We start from the raw sequence: 20,505 nt of genomic DNA on the forward strand, positions 1-20,505 counted from the left end.
AAAAAATTGCCAACTGTGAACTGAAAATTGCCGACTCAAAGAATCACCGTTCGATTTCCGAAAATGAATACTCGGTCATTAAAAACGAGTTTCAGTGCCTGCGTAAGCACCGATTTTTCTACTTCTTTTCCTTCACGAGCCATATCGGTTGCAGCATAGCTGTGGTCAACGTCTTTTACATTTTGGGCAATAATTGGCCCTTCGTCCAAATTATTATTCACAAAGTGAGCCGTTGCTCCGATGATTTTTACACCTCGCTCATACGCTTGTCGGTATGGGTTCGCTCCAATGAAAGCTGGTAAAAATGAGTGATGAATATTGACAATTTTATTGGGGTAGTGCGATACGAATTCAGGTGAGAGAATTCTCATGTATTTTGCCAAAACCAAATACTCAGGTTTGTAAATCTCCAACGTTCTTAAAATTGCTTCTTCGTGTTCTTCACGGGTTTTGTGTTCATGCGTGATGTAATGAAACGGTATCCCGAATTTACTCACAAAAGGTTGAAGCGTATTATAATTACTCACCACGGCTAAAACATTGGCGTCGAGTTCATCAAAATTGTAGCGTATCAATAAATCCGAAAGACAATGATGCTCTTTGGTGGCCAAAATCACTACATCTTTTTTCTTCTTGGGACTTATTCGTAAACTAATTTCGGGCGTGGCGATGGTTTCCTGCAAATCTTTCAAAACCTTTTGTGGGTCGAGTTTATCGGGCGAATCAAACTCGGTTCGCATAAAAAACTGACTTTCAACCCCATCGGTGGCAGGGCTTACGTATTCATCTTGCGAAATAATATTACACTCGTTGCGGTACAGTACGCTTGTTACATGAAAAATCAAACCTTTGGCATCGGGGCCATCCATCAAAAGAATATGTTTTGCCATTATTTAGCACGCTTTAAAAGTTTTTAGATGGCGAATATGTGTCACACCTTGTAATCGCTTACAAACAGGTGTAGCATAAATTTCGACTACTAAAATTACATTAATCAAAGTTTAAGATTGCGAATTACGGATTTTAAAATAAATTTACGAACAACTTCAAGCAAAGAATTGTGAAAATATTCAGAATATATCTTTTATTCACACTTTTATCAACATTTTATGGCTCTTTTGCTCAAAATAACATTGAAGTCATCAAGTTTACGGACTTAGAGCAACTCATAAAAACAGAAAATAAAATTAGTGTAATAAATTTTTGGGCGTCGTGGTGTAAACCTTGTGTGAGCGAAATGCCAGTTTTTGAAGCTTTAGCCGATAATTTTCGTCAGAACAACGTTTCTGTGATTTTCATTAGTCTTGATTTCAAACGAGACTTAGAAACAGTAGAAAAATTTGTGTCCGAACATCAGATAAAATCGAAAGTATATTTGATTGACGAACCCGATTATAACAGCTGGATTGACAAAGTAAGTCCGCAATGGTCGGGGGCGATTCCTGCCACGCTGATAAGCAACGGCACAAGACAAGAGTTTTACGAACAATCTTTTGACTATCAGAGTCTTAGCGATAAAATTCGGCACTTTTTTTGAAATACTTTTGTTTTATTAACGTTAGTGAACAACACAGTTTGACACAACCATTTTTTTAATATTTAAGCAAATGAAAAAGCAGTTTTTAATCTTCGGAGCAGTGTTTTTGAGCAGCATTTTCGGGGCAACACAAATGGCTATGGCTACGCCATTGACAGATTTGTCAGAAATTACCGCACCAGCACCCACTGGCTACGCTTTAGGCGATGCTGTATCGGATTTTAAACTCAAAAATATTGATGGAAAGATGATGTCTCTGGCTGATTTCAAATCAGCAAAGGGGTTTATCATTGTTTTTTCCTCAAACCACTGTCCATTCTCGAAGTCTTACGAAGACCGAGTGATTGCCCTCGACCGTAAATATGTCTCACAGGGTTTTCCAGTGATTACAATTAATCCTAACGACCCCGACGCTTACGAAGAAGATTCATTTGCTAACATGCAAGTGCGTGCTAAAGAAAAAGGCTATCCATTTCCATATCTGACCGATGACACGCAGGTAGTTTCTAAGGCATTTGGTGCGATGCGTACACCGCAAGCGTATGTTTTGAAAAAAGAAGGTGGAAAGATAATCGTGAGCTATATTGGAGCCATCGACGATAATGCCCAAGACCCTTCGGGTGTAACAAAACGCTACGTTGAAGATGCCGTAAATAACCTTTTAGTAGGAAAACCAGTAGTGACGACAAGCACAAAAGCTGTTGGTTGTGCTATTAAATGGAAAAGCTAAAGCCCTTCCCAGCGTGGGTCGCCCTAAATTCCTTCCCAGTAGGAAGGGACTTAAAAATATTGTCTGCCATCTGCGAAAACAGGTGGCTTTTTCTTTTTTATTGACGAACTTTGTAAAATGATAGCATGAACGAATTCTATCATTCACTCATTCAAACATTCACTCATTCAAACATGAGCAACAAACTTCCCCCTATATTTCCTCCGCAACGAATGGAGAAACTCATGGCTTTTGACAGACTTCTGACAATCATGGATGAACTTCGTGAACAATGTCCGTGGGATAAAAAGCAAACAATGGATACCCTTCGCCATTTAACGATTGAAGAAACTTACGAACTTTCGGATGCGATTTTGGAGAAAGATTTGCCCGAAATCAAGAAAGAATTGGGCGATATAATGCTGCATTTGGTATTTTATTCAAAAATTGCTTCCGAAACTGGCGATTTTGATGTGGCCGATGTGCTTCACGGTATTTGCGATAAATTGGTTTCTCGACATCCGCATATCTACGGCGATGTGAAAGTAGAAAACGAAGAAGAAGTAAAGCGAAATTGGGAACAATTGAAGCTAAAAGAAGGAAATAAATCGGTTTTGAGTGGCGTGCCAGGTTCCTTACCAGCTTTGGTAAAATCAATGCGTATTCAAGAAAAGGCTCGTGGTGTGGGTTTCGACTGGGAAGAAAAAAGCCAAGTTTGGGCAAAAGTAGAGGAAGAAATGGGTGAGTTTAAAGAAATGTTTGATGTAAAAACTGACCAAGCTATTGATAAAGAAAAAGCCGAAGGCGAATTTGGCGATTTACTTTTCTCGTTAGTCAATTACGCTCGTTTCATAGACATTAACCCCGAAACTGCTCTCGAACGCACCAATAAGAAATTTATCAAGCGTTTTCAGTACTTGGAAGAAAAAGCCAAAGAAGCCAACAAAAATCTGAAAGATATGACCCTTGCCGAAATGGATATTTTTTGGGAAGAAGCGAAGAAGTTGTAAACTAATAAACTCTTTGGTTAATTTCCTCCCCTTTTTTCAAGGGGAGGTGGCAAAATTCTGACACAGTCGAATTTTGACGGAGGGGTGGAAGGTTGCTGAAGAGCTTTCAAAATAAGTTCCACCCCTCCGTCCGACTTCGTCAGGACACCTCCCCTTTTCCAAGGGGAGGAAATTAAAAATACGTAACATCAGTTCTAAGTCCACATATATTGATAATTATATGAATCATTACTAAATAAAAGAAAAATTGCCAAGAATACTCGCTATTGACTACGGTGCTAAACGAACAGGTTTGGCCGTAACTGACCCATCAAAAATTATCGCTTCGGCACTCGAAACCGTTCCGACCGATAAATTGTTGGAATATTTAAAGAAATACACCCAAACCGAAGTCGTTGAGGCTTTTGTTGTAGGAATGCCTAAAAATCTTGATGGCACAGCCACCGACGGTACAGCCTACGTAGAGCGATTTGTGATAGAATTAAAAAATATTTTCCCCGAAACACCCATACATCTGCACGATGAACGTTTTACTTCAAAAATGGCTATGCAAACCATGATTGCGGGAGGAATGAAGAAAAAAGACCGACAAGTAAAAGGAAATATCGACAAAATCAGTGCTGTAATTATTTTGCAGAGTTTTATGGGGAATTGACTAAAGATTTAACAAGGCCACCCGTGTGACTAAAACCTTGTCTTAACTATGGACCATCGACTATTGACCGTGGACTATTAAAACATGTTTCAACAATTATTTAAAAAAGTGAATAACATTGTGGATAAAAATCCGACTTTGCCCACAATAAACAAGCCTGATACAATTACTGCCAAGAAGATGGGAGAAATTTTACTCAAACATCTTCCTGCAACCACGGTTATGTATTGTTTTGAGTTGTGGAAAGAACAACCCTTTTCGTTTAAGATTTCACGCACCCGAAGCAGTTGCTTTGGAAATTATATTTTTCGTGATGGGCAGCACAAGATTACCATCAATCACGACCTAAATTCTTATGCTTTTTTGGTGACATACATTCATGAAATTGCTCACCAGCGAGCTTGGCTCAATAAAGGTCGAAAACGAATAGAACCCCACGGAAAAGAATGGAAAAAGAGTTTTCAAGATTTAATGCAGCCTTTGCTCAGCGAAGAGCATTTGCCTAAAAAACTGCTTTTACCTTTGAGTGCCTATATGCAAAATCCAGCGGCTTCTTCGGTGAGTTATGCACCTTTGGCCGAAGCTTTGAGAAGTTTTGATGCGGGTGAACAAGTTGGTGTTTCTCTATCAGAATTAACTGATAACCAATGGTTTGAATTTCGTGGAACAGTTTTTCAAAAAATAGAAAAACGCCGTACGAGAGTGTTGTGTTTAGAAAAACAATCGAAACGTCGATATACAATTTTGGCATCGGCACTTGTCAATCCTCTGTGAGTTTTTGAATGAACGAAGTATTAAAAAATATAAAAAATCGAGCATCTTTCCCGCCCCTCGACTTCGCTCGGGGAACGGGGAAAAGTATCGTATTTTCGTATTTTTCAAAACTTATTTTTCTACTGTTTTTCTCTGTTTTTTCTTACGCTCAATCATCTGTATTAGCCACTGGTGAATGGTATAAGATTGCCACCACTCGCACGGGCGTACACAAAATTGATGCGACCTTTCTGAAAGATACAGGTATTGATATTACCAAACTAAACCCTCAAAATATCCGAATTTTTGGAAACGGTGGCGGAGTTTTACCGCAAGCAAACAACGCTCCTCGGGCAAAAGATTTAACCGAAAACTTTATTGAAATCGTAGGCGAAAGTGATGGTAAATTCGACGCTTCTGATTACATACTTTTTTATTCAGAAAGTCCACACAGAGTATTGTATAGTGCTAATAATCAACAATTTACTCACCAAAACAATCCGTATTCCGACACCACTTTTGTTTTTCTAAATATCTCCGATACTAAGGGTTTACGCATTAAAAATCAAACTTTGGTGAATTCAACCAACAATATCAGAACTTTTGATGATTTCACTTTCCACGAACTTGACCAAAAGAATGTGGTAAGTTTGGGCGGGCGAGATTTGGGCGGTTCGGGGCGTGAATGGTACGGTGAATCGTTTGGCCTAAGTCCAGATATAAGTTTTGATTTAAAGACCGAAGGAATCATTCCAAACTCAAGTATTAAACTCACTTCCGCCATTTTGGGGGCATCATTCACTGCAACAAAAGTCAGCCTAAAACTCAATGCCGACTCTCTCATCGGTGAGCAAAGCCTCCGAGCAATCGGCACAGGTACGTATGACATCAAGGGCAACGAAAGTTTTCAGACTTTTACAGCTATTTCCAACGGAAAAAGTACGCAAAAACTTACTTTTAGTTTCAATAAAAATAACCAAAGTTCGTCAGTAGCATATTTGAATTATTTTGAGGTACAAACCAGACGAAAACTACAGTTTTATGAGCAACAAACACTCGTTCGTTCGATTGAAAGTCTCGGAAATAAAACTTCTAACTTCATCATTAGTCAAGCCAGCAATACACACAAAATTTGGGATGTAACGAATCCTCTTTTACCCGAAAATATTCTTTTCCAATTAAACAATTCAGAAGCCAGCTTCGGAGCAGAAACACAAAATAAACTCAAAACTTTCGTACTGTTCTCAAACAATAATCTACTCGAACCAAACTCTATTCAGAAAGTATACAATCAGAATCTTCAACAAACCCAAACACCTGACTTACTAATACTTACCATCAAAAACTGGCATGAGCAAGCGGAACGTTTGGCCGCATTCCGCCGAACAAACGATGGTTTATCAGTTGCGGTAGTTGATATTGAGCAAGTTTATAACGAGTTTTCATCGGGTAGCCCAGACCCTACCGCTATTAGAGATTTTGGGCGTTTTTTATGGCAAAAAAATCCAACAAAATTAAAATACCTTCTACTATTTGCCGATGCCAGTTTTGATTATAAAAATATTATACAATACGCTTCAATTGATACAAAATTACAGATTCCAACTTATGAAAGTCGAGAATCTTTGAACCCTGTAAACAGCTACGCATCAGACGATTATTTTGGATTTTTTGAAGATAACGAAGGCGAATGGGCCGAAAATAACGTAGGAAATCATTCGATGGAAATCGGCGTTGGTCGTTTGCCCGTGAAGAGTATAGAAGAAGCAAAAAATGTGGTTGATAAGCTCATTTATTATGCCCGAACGCAACGAACAGCAGGCAGTTGGCGACGAAAAATTAGCTTCGTGGCTGATGATGGTGATTTTAATATTCACCAACAAGATGCTGATGATATTTCGGAAGTAACCTTAAAAACAACCAAAGACCTGATTATCAATAAAATATATTTAGATGCTTTCCCACAAATTGCTACGGCCAACGGAGCAATTTCGCCCGAAGTAAACAAAGCTTTGAATAAAAGTGTCAATGAAGGGGCGTTGATAATTAACTATAGTGGACACGGTGGCACTGATGGCTGGACAGAAGAGAAAGTACTGACACGTGACCAAATTCAGTCTTGGCGAAATTTGAATAATATGCCATTGTTTCTCACAGCCACTTGTTCGTTTGGGCGTTTTGATGACCCTGGTAACGTTTCGGGTGCTGAAATGGCAATGTTGAGTCCAAGAGGAGCGGCTATTGGTCTGCTCACTACTACTCGACCTGTTTATTCAAACACTAACTTTTTGTTAAACAATGCTTTCTATCAGGCATTTGCACAAAAAAATACGAATCCGAATCTGCGACTGGGAGATATTTTCAGAATCACCAAGAATAACTCTTTGAGTGGTGTTTTCAATCGAAATTTTTCTCTCTTAGGCGATCCTTCCATGCAGCTTGCTTATCCAACGGATAAAGTTGTTTTGAGCAAAATCAATGGCAATACTCCTGAAAAGCAAATCATCAAGGCTCTATCGAAAGTGAGTTTAGAAGGAGAAATTATTAATTCAGCAGATGGTTTGAAGAAAAACAACTTTAATGGAAAAATTCTCGTCTCTGTTTTTGATAAGCCTTCTGAGGTAAATACTCTTGGACAAAAAACTGAGAAATTTCGCTATAAAACTTACCGAAATCAGATTTTTGAAGGCTTGGTTGAAGTGAAAAATGGAGCATTTAAAGTAAACTTCGTAGTTCCTAAAGACATTAATTATCAGGTCGGTGCTGGGCGGGTAAATTTTTATGCAATTTCGGTTGATAGCACACTTGATGCTTCGGGAAGTTATAACGAATTGATGATTGGCAACAGCGAAATGAATATTTTAGGCGATATAAAAGCTCCCGAAATAGAGCTTTCAATTGATAAAAATAACATTCTCGAAGCCAAAATTTCGGATGAAAATGGGATTAATATTTCGCAAGCGGGTGTAGGTCATGAGATGATTCTCGTGTTAAATGATACGCTACAAATCATTGCAAATCAATACTTTACAAATAAGGATGACTATACGAAAGGAGTAATAAAATATAACTTTGGGAAATTGCCAGCGGGGCAATATACCGTTAGATTAAAAGTTTGGGATACCTATAATAATTCAGCCGAAGAAGCGTTAAAGTTTGTAGTAGAAGATGAACAATTAAAGATTTTAAGGGCGTACAACTATCCAAATCCTGTTGAAAGCAGTACCAGTTTCTATATTGAGCATAATGCTGAAAATCAAGATTTAACATTCACATTAACCATTTTTGATGGTACTGGAAAGCAAGTTTTTGAGCAAACCGAGACTTGTTATCTATGTGATAAATCGCTGAACCTTGGCATGAAAATTGAGCCTAAAAACTGGAAAACTGGCATATATTTCTACCGTATTTCTGTTGATTCTGTCTCCGAAAAAAGCATCTCATCATTTTCTGGCAAAATGGTTTTTTGGAAGTAATCAAGAAAATAAGTTATATTTGAACTTGTAAAACTAAAGACTTAAATATATTCTGAACCGATAAGTACCCTTTGTGTAGGGTAGAATATTAAAAAATCTCACATGAAACGCAAATTAGTAGCCGCTTTGGCAAGTGTAGCTTTAATAAATTCTTTGACCATTCAGGCACAAGAAAAAAGACCCCTAAATCCATCTGTTCCGTTTCTAACAATCTCTCCAGATTCAAGAGCAGCAGCAATGGGCGATGCGGGTGTAGCTTCTTCACCAGATGCAAACTCAATCTTTTGGAATACTGCGAAATTAACATTTATCGATAAAAGTATTGGTGCTACGGTTTCTTACACACCTTGGTTACGTGATTTGGTTGATGATATGGGTTTAATCAATGCGGGTATGTTTAAGAAAATTGATAAAAACTCGGCATTTGGAGTTTCAATGACCTACTTTAATCAAGGAGAGATTCAGTTTACAACCGCAACAGGACAACCAAACGGAACTTTCCAATCGAGAGATATGAATATAACGGCTGGATATTCTCGTAAGATTGGCAGGGATTTCTCGACTGGTATCAATATTAAGTATATTCACTCGAACTTGATTGGAGCTCAAGTTGTAAATGGAATTTCGAGTAAACCAGCCAATAACGTAGCAGGTGATTTATCGTTTTTCTACACAAACGAAAAACCAAGTGCAAAAAACAAAGACCGAGGCACTCGATATTCAGCAGGTGCAGTTATTTCAAACATTGGTGGTAAAATTAATTATGGCCGAGGTACTTTTTATATTCCTACAAACCTAAAAGTCGGTGGTGCTATCAACTTTAAAATTGATGCTCACAACCAATTCAACTTCTTACTTGATGCTAATAAATTATTAATTCCAACCCCTCCGCTTTGGAATAATGGTGTTATCGTAAAAGGGAAAGATCCTGAAACAACAGGTGTAATTTCTGGTATTTTTGGTTCGTTTTCTGATGCACCAGATGGTTTCCAAGAAGAAATAAGAGAGGTTACTTTATCAACTGGTGTCGAGTATTGGTACAATAACTTTTTTGCTCTTCGTGGTGGTTATTTTATGGAAAGTAATGCGAAAGGCGGCCGCAAGTACGTAACAACTGGTTTAGGATTTAAAATTAACAATTATAATCTTGATTTGGCTTATTTAGTACCAACATCACAAGGTAGCCCACTTTCTAATACTTGGAGAATTACCTTAATTTTTGATTTAGATGCTAAGAAAGTAAGTAATCCAACGGAAGTTCCGACTGAGAATCAGTAATAGATATTTGAAATTAGTTATTGGTTAACTGGTTTCTCTAACAAAAAAGCTCAATGATTGATTTCATTGAGCTTTTTTGTTGCATTTTCCATTCATTTATTAAAAAACTTACACATTTATTTTTAATTAATCGAATATTTTCCCATACCTAAAAACACTACTGTGGACTTGTCGACTATCAACCGTATAGTATCTACTGCAATTTCTTTAAGTGATTTCTTACAAATTCTACCCAATCTGTTTCAGCTTCTGTAATTTTTACATCAGGGGTAATACCTACATTATCAATCGGTTTTTGTGGCAAACGATGGCTTTTTGCCAAAGAGAAAGCCACTCTCCAACCATAACACGGCAATCCCCAATCACGGACTTCAATATAATCGGCTAATCCTTTTGTATTTTCACCAAAAACTATCGTTTTTGGACTTTGTTTCGCCTCAAAAATAAATTGCTCGGCAGTACTTGCAGTATTTTTATTGACCAATAGAGCTACTTTTTTAGTCGTAATTGAAGGGTTTGATACCGAAAACTCTTTGTCTGGACCTGTAACAAATTTTCCTTTATTAGCTTCCATTTTTTGCAAAACTGTCTGCAATTTGGGAGCAAGACGTTCCTTATAAATCGGAAAGTCTTCGATAGCTTCTAATTCGTGTTTAATCGAAATAATATTTTCGTCAGTCGCTCTAAAAACCCCACCTTTTCTCACGATTGGAGCAGTACCTATGTACGGAAAAAGAGGCGTAAAAGCAGCATCATCGCCACCTGGATTATTACGAATATCAATAATTAAATTAGCTGAAGTCTTTAAAATTTCTTCATTTTTCTGCACTAACTCTTGGACAAATTCTGGTGCATTTGGTAAAGTAAAAGGAGGAAGAACAATAAGAGCAGTTTCTGCATCTAACTTTTCGATACGATAGTCGGCTATTTTGTGCAGTAGGTCATCATTATTTACTTCTTCTTTTGGAATTGGAAATAGCTTATTGAATTTATAGATATTTTCAATCACCAAGAAATTTTTCACTTCACGAGTAAAATTCTTTTCACTCGAAAAATCAGCGTAATAGTATGTTGTGATATATTTCTGAGGAGCAATTTGAAGCATTTCAAACTTTGCTTTTCCTGCTTTCCAAGCGGCATTTCGGTCGTTTAGAAGAAAGCCGACAAATAACTTTGGATTATTTTTATCTTTTACGACCCCCAATTTATAAGCTTTATCATCACTTTCCCAGATCCCCTCAACTGATTGTAGTTTATCGTTATTTTGTTTCAAATATTCTGTAAAACTGACCTCATTAAATGAAAGTTGAGTAACCTTTGCAGCTCTGGCGGCAACTACTCCTGGAGCATCTTCTATGCTATAAGGAGTAATCGGGGTAACAAAAAGGTGTCCGTCTTTGAAGAAATCGAACCATTTCTTAATGTGAAAATAACACTCTTTTTCATCTGTAATACCCTGAGCCTTAGTTTTAATTTCTTGAGTCAGTTTTTCAAACTCTGTCTGGTTTTTGGCGGTAATTTTATCGTCCCAACCTGCGTAATTATCTTTGATTTTTTGATAGGCAAAATCAAAATTTTGCGAGCATTTACACTCTTGTTGAGAAAAGCCTAACTGACTAATCATCAAGCTGATAGCTAAAAAATATGTTTTCATTTCTGGGTTTGCGATTTCCCTAAAAACTACCAAATTTCATGCCTAAGCCTATATTTTATTGCGAAAAAAACAAACGAGCCATATCTTTTATGTAGATATGGCTCGTTTAAGCACTTTTCTTGAAAATTACTGATAGGCTACGGCCGTTTGTTTTTGTATTCCGAGGTTATCAATACCCAACTCAACAACATCACCTGCCACTAAGTATCGCTGTGGTTTTAAGCCAAGACCCACACCTGCTGGCGTTCCAGTAGAAATCACATCGCCTGGAAGAAGCGTCATAAATTGGCTTAGATAGCTCAAAATAGTTGGAATATCAAAAATCATATCGTCAGTGTTTGAGTCTTGAAGCATTTCACCATTGAGCGAAAGCCATAAACGCAAATCATGCGGATTAGGAATCTCGTCGGCAGTTGCCATGAATGGCCCAAGCGGAGCGAATGTATCGCAGCTTTTGCCTTTTACCCATTGGCCGCCACGCTCCAACTGAAACTCACGCTCGCTATAATCATTGTGCAAGCAGTAGCCCGCAATGTAGCTCATGGCTTCTTCTTTTTCTACATAGCTTGCTTTTTTGCCAATTACAAAGGCGAGTTCAACCTCCCAGTCGGTTTTTACTGAGTTTTTAGGAATAATCACATCATCGTTTGGCCCACAAAGAGCAGTTGTGGCTTTGAAAAACACCACTGGCTCAGTTGGCACAGCCATGCCAGACTCAGCAGCGTGCTTAGCATAATTAAGACCAATACAAATGATTTTTGATGGGCGTGCGATACAAGAAGCCAATCGTACGTCATCGCCCACAACTGGGCAATTATCGGCGTTTGATTCAAGCCAATTGTTTAGTCTCGAAATTCCTTCAGACATAAAGAAATTTTCGTTGTAGTCTTCGCCAAATGCCGATACATCAATTTTTTTACCATCGGAGAGAATCACCCCTGTTTTTTCGTTGGTTGGTTCGCCAAAGCGGAATAGTTTCATAAGCCCCTAACCCCTAAAGGGGGATTTTTATTTCGATTTAAACTAATAATTATTTCATGCTAATTCTCTGACCATTAGCAATATATCATCGAGGTATTCTCTCGAATTGCTTAGTCTTGGTACTTTATTTTGTCCGCCCAGTTTTCCTCGTTTCGACATCCATTGATAGAAAGTACCGTTTTCTACAAAATGTACTTTTGGTAATAGTAAAGCCATATCTTTATAGCGTTTGGCATCATAATCAGAGTTTACTTTTCGGAGCGAATTATCAAGAGTTTCGATAAATAGTGCTTCGTTTTCAGGTTTTTTAGAACACTCAATTATCCATTCGTGGCAACCTTTACTGCCATCGCCCATGTAAACTGGCCCCGCTGTATAATCTGCTATTGTAGCACTGGCAGCTGCACAGGCTTCGGTGATGGCCATATCTGCATTTTCTATAACAACTTCTTCGCCAAAAGCATTGATAAAGTGTTTAGTTCGGCCACTAACTTTGATTCTATATGGGTTGATTGATGTGAACTTTACAGTATCACCAATTTTATATCGCCAAAGCCCTGCGTTTGTCGAGATTACGAGGGCATAGTTTTTATCCAATTCTACCTCTTCAAGGGTTAATGTTTTAGGTTGTTCTTTGTCCCATTCTTCCATCGGAATAAATTCATAGAACACACCGTAATCAAGCATGAGTAGCATTTCTCCTACCCTACTAAGCTCATCCTGAATTGCAAAAAAGCCTTCTGAGGCGTTGTATGTTTCGAGATAAGTAACTTGGTCAGATGGAAAAAGTTTTGTTCGGAAAAGGTCTCTATAAGGCTGAAAAGCCACAGCTCCGTGAACAAACACCTCAAAGTTTGGCCAAATTTCCAGTATATTCTTTTTGCCTGTTCGTTCGAGAATATTTTCGAGCAGAACGACCGTCCAGGTCGGTACGCCCAAAATACTGGTTACATTTTCTTGGGTGCAAATCTGAATCATTTGCTCCATTTTTTCCTCCCAATTATCAAGCAATGCTACTTCGCTTGGGGGCGTGCGAATAAAGTCAGCCCATGCTGGAAGATTTTTTGTAATTACTGCCGAAATATCCCCTGCTTGCGTATTAGCATTGAATGGATTTGGGTGGAGTGTTCCGCCAATTGACAAGCCTTTTCCTTCGTATAATTTGGCATCTGGACGATTATTGAGGTAGAGCGTCATCATATCTTTACCACCTCGGTAATGACAGTCTTCGAGCGACTCTTCTGAAACAGGAATAAATTTGCTGCGTGAGTTTGTTGTACCAGAAGATTTTGAAAACCACTTAATTTCTGACGCCCAAAGTACATTTTGTTCGCCTTTCAGCACACGTTCGATATAAGGGTATAGTTCTTCGTAGGTCGAGATTGGCACTCTCTCCTGAAAATCTTTGATAGTATCTATGCTGCTATAATCGTATTTTAGCCCCCACTCTGTATATCGAGCATTTTCGATAAGATCGTGGAAAATACGATGCTGGGTGTCAATCGGGTTTCGCAAAAATTGCTCAATGCGGTCGATTCGACGTTTAAGAAAAAAACTAAGTATGTCGTTAAGCATGCTCATTTGGTGGATTGAAAACACCAAACTCTTTTACACCACAAGTTAGGGTTTGTAGTTTAATAGTTTGTGACTCCAAAATTCTTTGGAAAATTAGGCTTTTTTTCTGAATCTCACAAACCTTTCGCTCTATCTGGGTAGTCCGTTATGAGTCCATCACAGCCAACGGATTTTACTTTTTCCATGTCTTCTCGCTTATTTACCGTCCATGGAATCACTTTTATGCCCAATTCGTGTAATTCTTTTACTCGTTTTTCGGTAGCTTGGGCAAAATATGGACTCCATATTTGCGGTTTAAAGCCCAGTTTTTCCAAATTAAATTTCACGTCATTATTATCGAATGGCTCAATTAAAGCCGATAATGTTATTGGTTTGTATTTTTTCTGCTCGATTTGTTTATGCCAAAATTTCAAAATGTTATAATCGAAACTTTGTAAAGTTACTCTTTCGGGTGGGAGTTGTTTGATAATAATTTTATAGACCAAATCCGAAAACTCTTCCACTTTTGGTTGCGAAATATCGTATTCTTTTTCTTCACTCTTGATTTCGATATTATACTTCAAAGGTTTTACTCCCTTGGATTTTGCATACTTTTCGCTTTCACGAATCATGTCTTCGAGTAATGGCTTATAAACCGCCATTTTTTGCTGCTCTGGATAATCTTTGTTCCCTCTCAGTCCAACATCATATTTCTTGATTTCTTCGTAAGTAAGCTGGTATAAATTACCTTGATTTTCCTTTGTGATAAATTTACCACTCGGGTCAGTCGTGCAATTTGGATTGAAAAAAGGGTCGTGTGAAACCACTACTTTCTTATCTTTTGAGATTACAACATCTAACTCTAAGGTGTGTACGCCTAAATCTATTGCTTTCTTGAAAGCAGGAATGGTGTTTTCGGGCATCAGCCCTCTACTACCTCGATGACCTTGTATCTCAAATTCCATGGTTTGTGCAAAAGTTAAGATTGGAAAAATCAAAAATAGTAAAGTTTTCATGTTTTTGCTTATTATAATTTAACGTCGGTATAGCTCGAAGCCATGCCGACGTTTTTGTTTTCTAAACATTCCACCAATAAGTAAATTTCAAGACCAAAGCACGGTTTCTCACCTGAAAAGTATCAGAAATATAATTATCCGTATAAACCAAAAACAAGTCAGACGCTGGGCTATATCGCCATTGAAGACGTGTGTTGAGATTGACGTTTTTGTTTTGATTATTGAACTGGAAAAAGTTAGTAAAAAACAGTTTATTAGTAAAAGTCACATCGACTCTTGGGCCAACCAACCAAAAATTAAATTGTTTATTGACTAAATCTGTCGGCACAGCTGGTTCTGATTTAAAGTTTAATTGATTGTAATTTGCACTCATCGTAATAGCTACGTAAGGCTGAAAACGATAACCAACTTCACCGTTTAAACGTAGCCTTGTGCCATTGGCATAATAACCACCATATCGAGAGGAAACCGAATAAGTCAGCAACGCTTGTGGTTTTGATGTATAATCTATGCCAAATGAGTCCCATTTGTGTTCGCTGCCTTCCTTCAAGAATACTCCAGCAAAGTTTGTGGGGTCAAATGGTCGGAGCAAATACACGTAATTATGTGCAACCCACGCCATTAAAGTATTGGTTTTGCGGAAATTGATACGGTAAGCAATAAATTTCTCGTTTTCCGTTTCCTTTGAAAAATCTTTGGTGAAATAATGCGTAAGCATTGCCGTTGGGCCATGACTTAGAATATGTCTCGATTTTGGAAAAAATAAATACCCAATTTGTGGATTTAGTTTTCCGTAATTGATTCGTGGAACATACCCAACCTCAGCTGTGTAGTTGCTTCCTACACTTTCAAACTCAATTCCTGCGGTTAGCCTTTTGTTGGTGTACAAAATATTTCCAGCAAAAACACCATCGTCTTTTTGGGTATTGGGGCTAAACGATTTGAAATACATCAATTTGCCCGTCCAAGCGTTGTTTTGCGAAAGCAAATTATATTCGATGGCCAAATTTCGGTTGTACTCTTTCACAGTAGCTTTATCGACGACTGACTGATAATCAAGCAATTGCTTATTAACAAACATGACCGCAATATTTGAGCGAGCAAAAACCCTGCGTTGCAAAGCAATTACACCAAAATTTTGAGCGTTTGAAACAGCATCGCTTTTTCCCGTTTGCATATCCATCAAACCAATTCGCCAGTCTTTGTTGAGTTTTCCGCTTACTCTTGCTCCAAATTTTATTGGAGTATTCAAACCGATTCTTCTCGAAAAAAACGGACGTAAGGTCTGATAACCGAAATTGGCAAATAAATCGCCATTTTCTAAGAAAAACTGCCTTCTTTCTGGGAAAAATAACTCAAAACGGTCGAGATTTGTTTGTTGTTGATCAACTTCAACTTGTGAAAAATCGGGGTTTACTGTTAAATCAAGATTTAATGATGATGTAAGTCCAACTTTCGCATCAAAACCAATATCTCCTCTATAATCAGTTGGAAGTTTCTTTTCTTGATTCCGAGATACGCCACCCAAGATATATGGAATGATTGAAATATTTGAAGACGCAGTTGGTGGCTCTTCGTCCCAAATCAATGAAGCTGTATAAGCTAATGAAGCAGTAGGAAATTGGCGTGGAACTGGAGCCCAAGCCGATTTTTCGGTAGTTTTGAGGTCTAATCGACTAAAATTTACACCCCAACGTTTGATTCCTTTTTTATATCGAAGTGTTTTAAATGGAATCGCACATTCCCAAACCCATTTTTCATCATCGTACTTTACTTCCGAAGTCCATTTATTCTCCCAAGTCAAACTAATATTACTTCCATTAAACATCAATCCATCCCACTGAGCCCCCATCGCATTTGCTCCGAACGAAAAACCATTCGTTTGGTCATCAAAAGTATCAAGAAACAATAAATCGTTATCATTTTTTCCGAAATTAAAATCTCGTTTCAAAGATTCCACCATGTACGGTCCAGGTAGTTTATCATAATTGATAAAAACCACATAAAGATTTTTATCATCATAGGTCATTTTTACATCAGTACGCACTTTTGCATAGCTTGTATCCATCGGTAAAACTTGATAGAAATCAGTGGCCAGTTGAGCTTCAGCCCATGCTTTTTCATCAACAATTCCATCAATTTTTAATGGAGAAGTAGCACGACGAATACGATATTCTACTTTTTCGTTTTTACTTTGGGCAAAAGAGAAGAGAGAATTGAGTAAAAGAAAGGAAGTTAATAGGTTTTTGAGCATTGTAAGTTTAGAATGTAGTTTTGTCTATAACAAAATTACGTTTTTTCTGTACTTTTTATTTGTTAATACGCCCAAATGGCTAAAAATAGCGACAAAGTTTATTTGATTCCAAAAATCGAAAAAGTGAAAGTTCAAATTTTAAAATAAATAAAAAGCGACTATCAGGTTTAAACCTAATAATCGCTCTTTATTCATAAAATTTTCAATTTACTGTTGTCCCATTTTCAAACGCATTTCTTTTCTTGCTGTTTTGAACCACACATAAATAACAGTCGGCACAGAAAGATATGTAAATACCAACATTAATAAAATTCCATCATTAATTCCAGTACCGATAACTCCACGCCCTTCACTCAAATTACTTCCTACTGAAGCACGGCACATCGCACACTGTGCAAAAGTCAATGTTTGACTTAATAAAAATATTATAAAAAATGCCACAATTCTTTTCATAATCGTATCATTAAAATTTAAACATAATATGGTTCTATCATCAAATAAGCGACTACCCCCGTTATCGACACATAGAGCCAAATTGGAAAGGCGTATTTTGTCAATTTACGATGCAATTCATATTCTCCTATCCAAGCAAAAAAGTATGCTCTCAAAACCAAAGGTAATACAACCAAGGATAATAAAATATGACTTATGAGGATAAAATAATAAAAATATCTAACAAAACCTTCGCCACCATAGCTCGTTGATGGATTGGTCAAGTGATAAAGCACATAACAAACTAAAAACACCCCACCCAGCAAAAATGCTAAAGTCATTACTTTTCTATGACGCTCAATTTGTTTTTGTTTGATTAAAAACAAACCATAAATCAATGAAATTGAAGTTAATGTGTTTATTCCACCAATCACATGTGGAAGTACTTTCGTCCACGCTCCCAAATCTACCTTTTGTCTTATTCCTAACAAAATTGCCACGACTAATGGCACTGCTATCGACACAACATTTATTAATGTCATCGAAATCTTATCCTGCTTAACTCTTACTTCTTTCATCTTTAATTATTTGAAAAATAATAGGCACACAATAAAAGATAATTGGAGTGTTATGAAGCTACTTTTTTGACTTATAAATCTCAGTCAAAACCTTCACTTCACCAATTAAACGCTCTACATCCGGAGAATATGTTCCGTCGTAAATGCCTCTAATGTATCCTTCTTTATCTATTAATAGTAACTTCTCCGAATGAATAAATGTTTCATCAATCGACTTGATTTTATTATCATATTCGGAAGCATCGGCTACTGGCAGTTTATAACCTTTTATCGCTAAATCGTAGATTGTTTTCTTATCTCCAGTTAAAAAGTACCATTTGCCGTATTTTGCATCATATTTCTGAGCATATTTTTGCAAAACTGCCGACGAATCGTGCTTTGGGTCAACACTGTGAGAGACAATTACCACATTCGAGTCGGCTGAAAAAATACTTTGTACTCTTGATAAACTATTTGAGAGTTTAGGACAGATTGTTCCGCAACGAGTAAAGAAAAAGTCAGCAATATAAATTTTGCCTTTTACATTCTCAGAGTTAAACTTATTACCTTTTTGGTCAATCAATTCGTACTTAGGTATCTGATGAAAAACAGTATCAGGCCCTTTCATCACAATTTGACCTGTCTCATCCAATTCGGGCATGAGATAGGGTAATGAATAATAGTTTTGCCCAAACATTTTGAGAAAAACAAAAATAAAAGTCGGAACAGCTAATATGGCTATTAGTATTCCGACTTTGAATGATTTATTTTGCATTATTTATTTGAATAATAATCTCTCCAAACCAATGTATCCACCTTCTACAATCAATGCTACGATAAGCCAAACCACAAAAATACATGGTAGAACTACTGTCCAAATCAATGATTTCACTTCGTGTTTTAAGTGCATAAATATACCTACGATATAATATGCTTTAACGATTGTAAGAATAATAAAGATACCAACTTTTGTCCATTTATAAGTATCTGCATCAACAACGAATGCAATTAAGAATTCGAGTGCCGTGATGCCTAACAAAATCCAGAAAGTTCTCCAAATTTCTTTGGTTTGTGCTGGTAATTTTTCGGTATTTTCAGAATGCTGAGCCATTGTAAAATAATTTTAAGACTTTCTAATTTTATTAAAAAAGAGTTCGGGTTCTAACTATACAAGGTAGAAGAATGTAAATACAAACACCCATACTAAATCTACAAAGTGCCAGTATAAACCTACTTTCTCAACCATATCATAATGACCACGTTTTTCATAAACACCATTGGCTGTGTTATAGAATATCAAGATATTCAAAACTACGCCCGAAAATACGTGCGTTCCGTGGAAACCAGTAATGAAGAAAAAGAAGTCAGCAAATGCTGCTGGGCCATATTCGTTTTGCACGAGGTTCGCTCCAAAAATCTTTGTTCCATCGGCCAATGTAAGACCATGCTCTGTTCCGTGAATGAAGTGTCCCCACTCCCATGCTTGTGAACTCAAGAATGCAAAACCACCAAGTATTGTCCAAAGCATGTATTTCTCAACATCAGCTTTATCACGACGATGACCCGCTTCCACAGCTAATACCATCGTAACAGAACTCATAATCAAAATAAAGGTCATGATACCTACAAAAACCAACGGAGCATGAACTCCATGTAAGAAAGGAACGGCTTCAAAAACTCTTTCAGGAACTGGCCACCAAGTATTAGAGGCTTCAAAGTTTTTACGTAAACCTTCAAATGTTGGGAAACTATAACGAACTAAACCGTATGAAATCAATAAAGCAGAAAAAGTAAATGTATCGGATAATAAGAAAATCCACATCATCAATTTTCCATAGCCAACTTTCATTGGTTGTACGCCACCCTTCCAAATTAAGTGTTCTGCGGTCGTAGAGGTATTTGCACTTGCCATAGCTTACAATTATTAGCGGTTTACCGCTTTGGTTAACAGTTTCAATTAATTTTGACCCAAAAATAGTCAAAAAGTGAATATTATCTAAAATACAATAAAAATACAAACAAATATATCCAAAGTATGTCTAAGAAGTGCCAAGAAGTAGCACAAACTTCAACTAAAATGGTATTATCGGCATTTAATTTCATTCTGAAAGCCATTAAAAAGGTTGCTATCAGAATTCCAAGTCCGAGAACTAAGTGAGCCATGTGTAAGCCCGTAAAAATATAAAAGAAAGAACCTGAAGGATTTCCTTTCAAGAATACACCTTGCTGTTGTAAATTCTGCCAACCCAAGTATTGCATCGCCAAGAACACAAGCCCTAAAATAGTTGTGACAGCCACAAATGTTTTAAGTTTAGTATTATCATTGCTCTTAGCCGCTTTCAAAGATAAATGCATTGTAGCACTACTAATTACCAAAATCAGAGTACTAATCCAAAAGATTGTCGGAATTTCAAATTCTGCCCAGTTCCCTTCTGCTCTTCTTACTAAATATGCACTTGTTTGAGAAGCAAATAACATCACGATTGTGATAATAAAGAGCCAAATTATAAACTTCCACTTATTTACTGATAGTACTTGAGCTGGCTCTTGTACACCTACAGTTGCAGTAGAGGTTTTACTTTTATTTAATTTATTACTCATAAAGTTTGTCGTTGAATCATTTACCTAAGCATTATTTT

General features: G+C 37.2%; 19 protein-coding genes. 7 read left to right on the forward strand and 12 right to left on the reverse strand.

The features are described 5' to 3' along the window. Positions 1-35: 35 nt before the first annotated feature. On the reverse strand, positions 36-890 hold the full coding sequence (gene purU, locus ABR854_RS21160) for a formyltetrahydrofolate deformylase (RefSeq protein ID WP_350267843.1): 855 nt from the start codon (positions 888-890) through the stop codon (positions 36-38). Positions 891-1,060: 170 nt separating this feature from the next. On the opposite strand from purU, the gene ABR854_RS21165 reads away from it, so the two are divergent. The 7 genes from ABR854_RS21165 to porV all read left to right on the forward strand — a co-directional run bounded on the left by ABR854_RS21165 (position 1,061) and on the right by porV (position 9,418). Continuing rightward, positions 1,061-1,537: a TlpA disulfide reductase family protein gene (locus tag ABR854_RS21165; protein ID WP_350267844.1), complete on the forward strand. Its 477-nt coding sequence runs from the start codon at positions 1,061-1,063 to the stop codon at positions 1,535-1,537. A gap of 70 nt (positions 1,538-1,607) precedes the next feature. Further along, a complete protein-coding gene (locus tag ABR854_RS21170) occupies positions 1,608-2,267 on the forward strand; it encodes a thioredoxin family protein (protein WP_350267845.1) in 660 nt (219 codons plus the stop codon). 173 nt (positions 2,268-2,440) lie between these two features. Continuing rightward, positions 2,441-3,256 (forward strand): nucleoside triphosphate pyrophosphohydrolase, encoded by an 816-nt coding sequence (mazG, locus tag ABR854_RS21175; RefSeq protein WP_350267905.1) that lies wholly within the window; start codon positions 2,441-2,443, stop codon positions 3,254-3,256. Between the two features lie 247 nt (positions 3,257-3,503). Then, the gene (gene ruvX / locus ABR854_RS21180; protein ID WP_350267846.1) at positions 3,504-3,911 is read left to right on the forward strand and encodes a Holliday junction resolvase RuvX; all 408 of its coding nucleotides are present in this window, start codon (positions 3,504-3,506) and stop codon (positions 3,909-3,911) included. Positions 3,912-4,019: 108 nt separating this feature from the next. Further along, positions 4,020-4,685 carry a SprT-like domain-containing protein gene (locus ABR854_RS21185; RefSeq protein WP_350267847.1) on the forward strand — a complete coding sequence of 222 codons (666 nt, stop codon included), beginning with the start codon at positions 4,020-4,022 and terminating at the stop codon, positions 4,683-4,685. A gap of 8 nt (positions 4,686-4,693) precedes the next feature. Further along, complete coding sequence (gene porU, locus ABR854_RS21190) at positions 4,694-8,140, forward strand: type IX secretion system sortase PorU (protein ID WP_350267848.1); 3,447 nt, start codon at positions 4,694-4,696, stop codon at positions 8,138-8,140. A gap of 102 nt (positions 8,141-8,242) precedes the next feature. Continuing rightward, a complete protein-coding gene (gene porV / locus ABR854_RS21195; RefSeq protein ID WP_350267849.1) occupies positions 8,243-9,418 on the forward strand; it encodes a type IX secretion system outer membrane channel protein PorV in 1,176 nt (391 codons plus the stop codon). Positions 9,419-9,611: 193 nt separating this feature from the next. Here porV and ABR854_RS21200 read toward each other — a convergent pair whose 3' ends face one another. The 11 genes from ABR854_RS21200 to ABR854_RS21250 all read right to left on the reverse strand — a co-directional run bounded on the left by ABR854_RS21200 (position 9,612) and on the right by ABR854_RS21250 (position 20,467). Continuing rightward, positions 9,612-11,072 carry a S41 family peptidase gene (locus tag ABR854_RS21200; protein ID WP_350267851.1) on the reverse strand — a complete coding sequence of 487 codons (1,461 nt, stop codon included), beginning with the start codon at positions 11,070-11,072 and terminating at the stop codon, positions 9,612-9,614. A gap of 126 nt (positions 11,073-11,198) precedes the next feature. Then, positions 11,199-12,053 (reverse strand): fumarylacetoacetate hydrolase family protein, encoded by an 855-nt coding sequence (locus tag ABR854_RS21205; RefSeq protein ID WP_350267852.1) that lies wholly within the window; start codon positions 12,051-12,053, stop codon positions 11,199-11,201. Between the two features lie 54 nt (positions 12,054-12,107). Continuing rightward, positions 12,108-13,634: a GH3 auxin-responsive promoter family protein gene (locus tag ABR854_RS21210; RefSeq protein WP_350267853.1), complete on the reverse strand. Its 1,527-nt coding sequence runs from the start codon at positions 13,632-13,634 to the stop codon at positions 12,108-12,110. 107 nt (positions 13,635-13,741) lie between these two features. After that, positions 13,742-14,623: a glycerophosphodiester phosphodiesterase family protein gene (locus ABR854_RS21215; RefSeq protein WP_350267854.1), complete on the reverse strand. Its 882-nt coding sequence runs from the start codon at positions 14,621-14,623 to the stop codon at positions 13,742-13,744. A 61-nt stretch (positions 14,624-14,684) separates the two neighbouring features. Further along, positions 14,685-16,877: a DUF5916 domain-containing protein gene (locus ABR854_RS21220; RefSeq protein ID WP_350267855.1), complete on the reverse strand. Its 2,193-nt coding sequence runs from the start codon at positions 16,875-16,877 to the stop codon at positions 14,685-14,687. 207 nt (positions 16,878-17,084) lie between these two features. Continuing rightward, positions 17,085-17,330 carry a CAMCR motif-containing small membrane protein gene (locus ABR854_RS21225; protein WP_350267856.1) on the reverse strand — a complete coding sequence of 82 codons (246 nt, stop codon included), beginning with the start codon at positions 17,328-17,330 and terminating at the stop codon, positions 17,085-17,087. 17 nt (positions 17,331-17,347) lie between these two features. Next, positions 17,348-17,887: a DUF420 domain-containing protein gene (locus ABR854_RS21230; protein ID WP_350267857.1), complete on the reverse strand. Its 540-nt coding sequence runs from the start codon at positions 17,885-17,887 to the stop codon at positions 17,348-17,350. A gap of 58 nt (positions 17,888-17,945) precedes the next feature. Continuing rightward, entirely contained in the window at positions 17,946-18,641 is a 696-nt protein-coding gene (locus tag ABR854_RS21235) for an SCO family protein (RefSeq protein ID WP_350267858.1), read from the reverse strand. A gap of 3 nt (positions 18,642-18,644) precedes the next feature. Then, on the reverse strand, positions 18,645-18,977 hold the full coding sequence (locus ABR854_RS21240) for a cytochrome C oxidase subunit IV family protein (RefSeq protein WP_064197669.1): 333 nt from the start codon (positions 18,975-18,977) through the stop codon (positions 18,645-18,647). Positions 18,978-19,031: 54 nt separating this feature from the next. Continuing rightward, positions 19,032-19,778, reverse strand: a complete 747-nt coding sequence (locus tag ABR854_RS21245; protein WP_350267859.1) for a cytochrome c oxidase subunit 3 — start codon at positions 19,776-19,778, stop codon at positions 19,032-19,034. A gap of 80 nt (positions 19,779-19,858) precedes the next feature. Then, positions 19,859-20,467 (reverse strand): cytochrome c oxidase subunit 3, encoded by a 609-nt coding sequence (locus ABR854_RS21250; protein WP_350267860.1) that lies wholly within the window; start codon positions 20,465-20,467, stop codon positions 19,859-19,861. Between the last annotated feature and the right edge of the window lie 38 nt (positions 20,468-20,505).

Source organism: Emticicia sp. W12TSBA100-4 (genome assembly GCF_040253585.1).
In the GTDB taxonomy this organism is placed as follows: Bacteria; Bacteroidota; Bacteroidia; order Cytophagales; family Spirosomataceae; genus Emticicia.

Coding starts and splice junctions, on each gene's coding strand:
- ABR854_RS21215 (WP_350267854.1), bottom strand. CDS start 14,623: ATGAAAACTTTACTATTTTTGATTTTTCCAATCTTAACTTTTGCACAA.
- ABR854_RS21220 (WP_350267855.1), bottom strand. CDS start 16,877: ATGCTCAAAAACCTATTAACTTCCTTTCTTTTACTCAATTCTCTCTTC.
- ABR854_RS21230 (WP_350267857.1), bottom strand. CDS start 17,887: ATGAAAGAAGTAAGAGTTAAGCAGGATAAGATTTCGATGACATTAATA.
- ABR854_RS21245 (WP_350267859.1), bottom strand. CDS start 19,778: ATGGCAAGTGCAAATACCTCTACGACCGCAGAACACTTAATTTGGAAG.
- porV (WP_350267849.1), top strand. CDS start 8,243: ATGAAACGCAAATTAGTAGCCGCTTTGGCAAGTGTAGCTTTAATAAAT.
- porU (WP_350267848.1), top strand. CDS start 4,694: ATGAACGAAGTATTAAAAAATATAAAAAATCGAGCATCTTTCCCGCCC.
- mazG (WP_350267905.1), top strand. CDS start 2,441: ATGAGCAACAAACTTCCCCCTATATTTCCTCCGCAACGAATGGAGAAA.
- ABR854_RS21170 (WP_350267845.1), top strand. CDS start 1,608: ATGAAAAAGCAGTTTTTAATCTTCGGAGCAGTGTTTTTGAGCAGCATT.
- ABR854_RS21200 (WP_350267851.1), bottom strand. CDS start 11,072: ATGAAAACATATTTTTTAGCTATCAGCTTGATGATTAGTCAGTTAGGC.
- ABR854_RS21240 (WP_064197669.1), bottom strand. CDS start 18,977: ATGGCTCAGCATTCTGAAAATACCGAAAAATTACCAGCACAAACCAAA.
- ABR854_RS21205 (WP_350267852.1), bottom strand. CDS start 12,053: ATGAAACTATTCCGCTTTGGCGAACCAACCAACGAAAAAACAGGGGTG.
- ABR854_RS21210 (WP_350267853.1), bottom strand. CDS start 13,634: ATGAGCATGCTTAACGACATACTTAGTTTTTTTCTTAAACGTCGAATC.
- purU (WP_350267843.1), bottom strand. CDS start 890: ATGGCAAAACATATTCTTTTGATGGATGGCCCCGATGCCAAAGGTTTG.
- ABR854_RS21235 (WP_350267858.1), bottom strand. CDS start 18,641: ATGCAAAATAAATCATTCAAAGTCGGAATACTAATAGCCATATTAGCT.
- ABR854_RS21225 (WP_350267856.1), bottom strand. CDS start 17,330: ATGAAAAGAATTGTGGCATTTTTTATAATATTTTTATTAAGTCAAACA.
- ABR854_RS21250 (WP_350267860.1), bottom strand. CDS start 20,467: ATGAGTAATAAATTAAATAAAAGTAAAACCTCTACTGCAACTGTAGGT.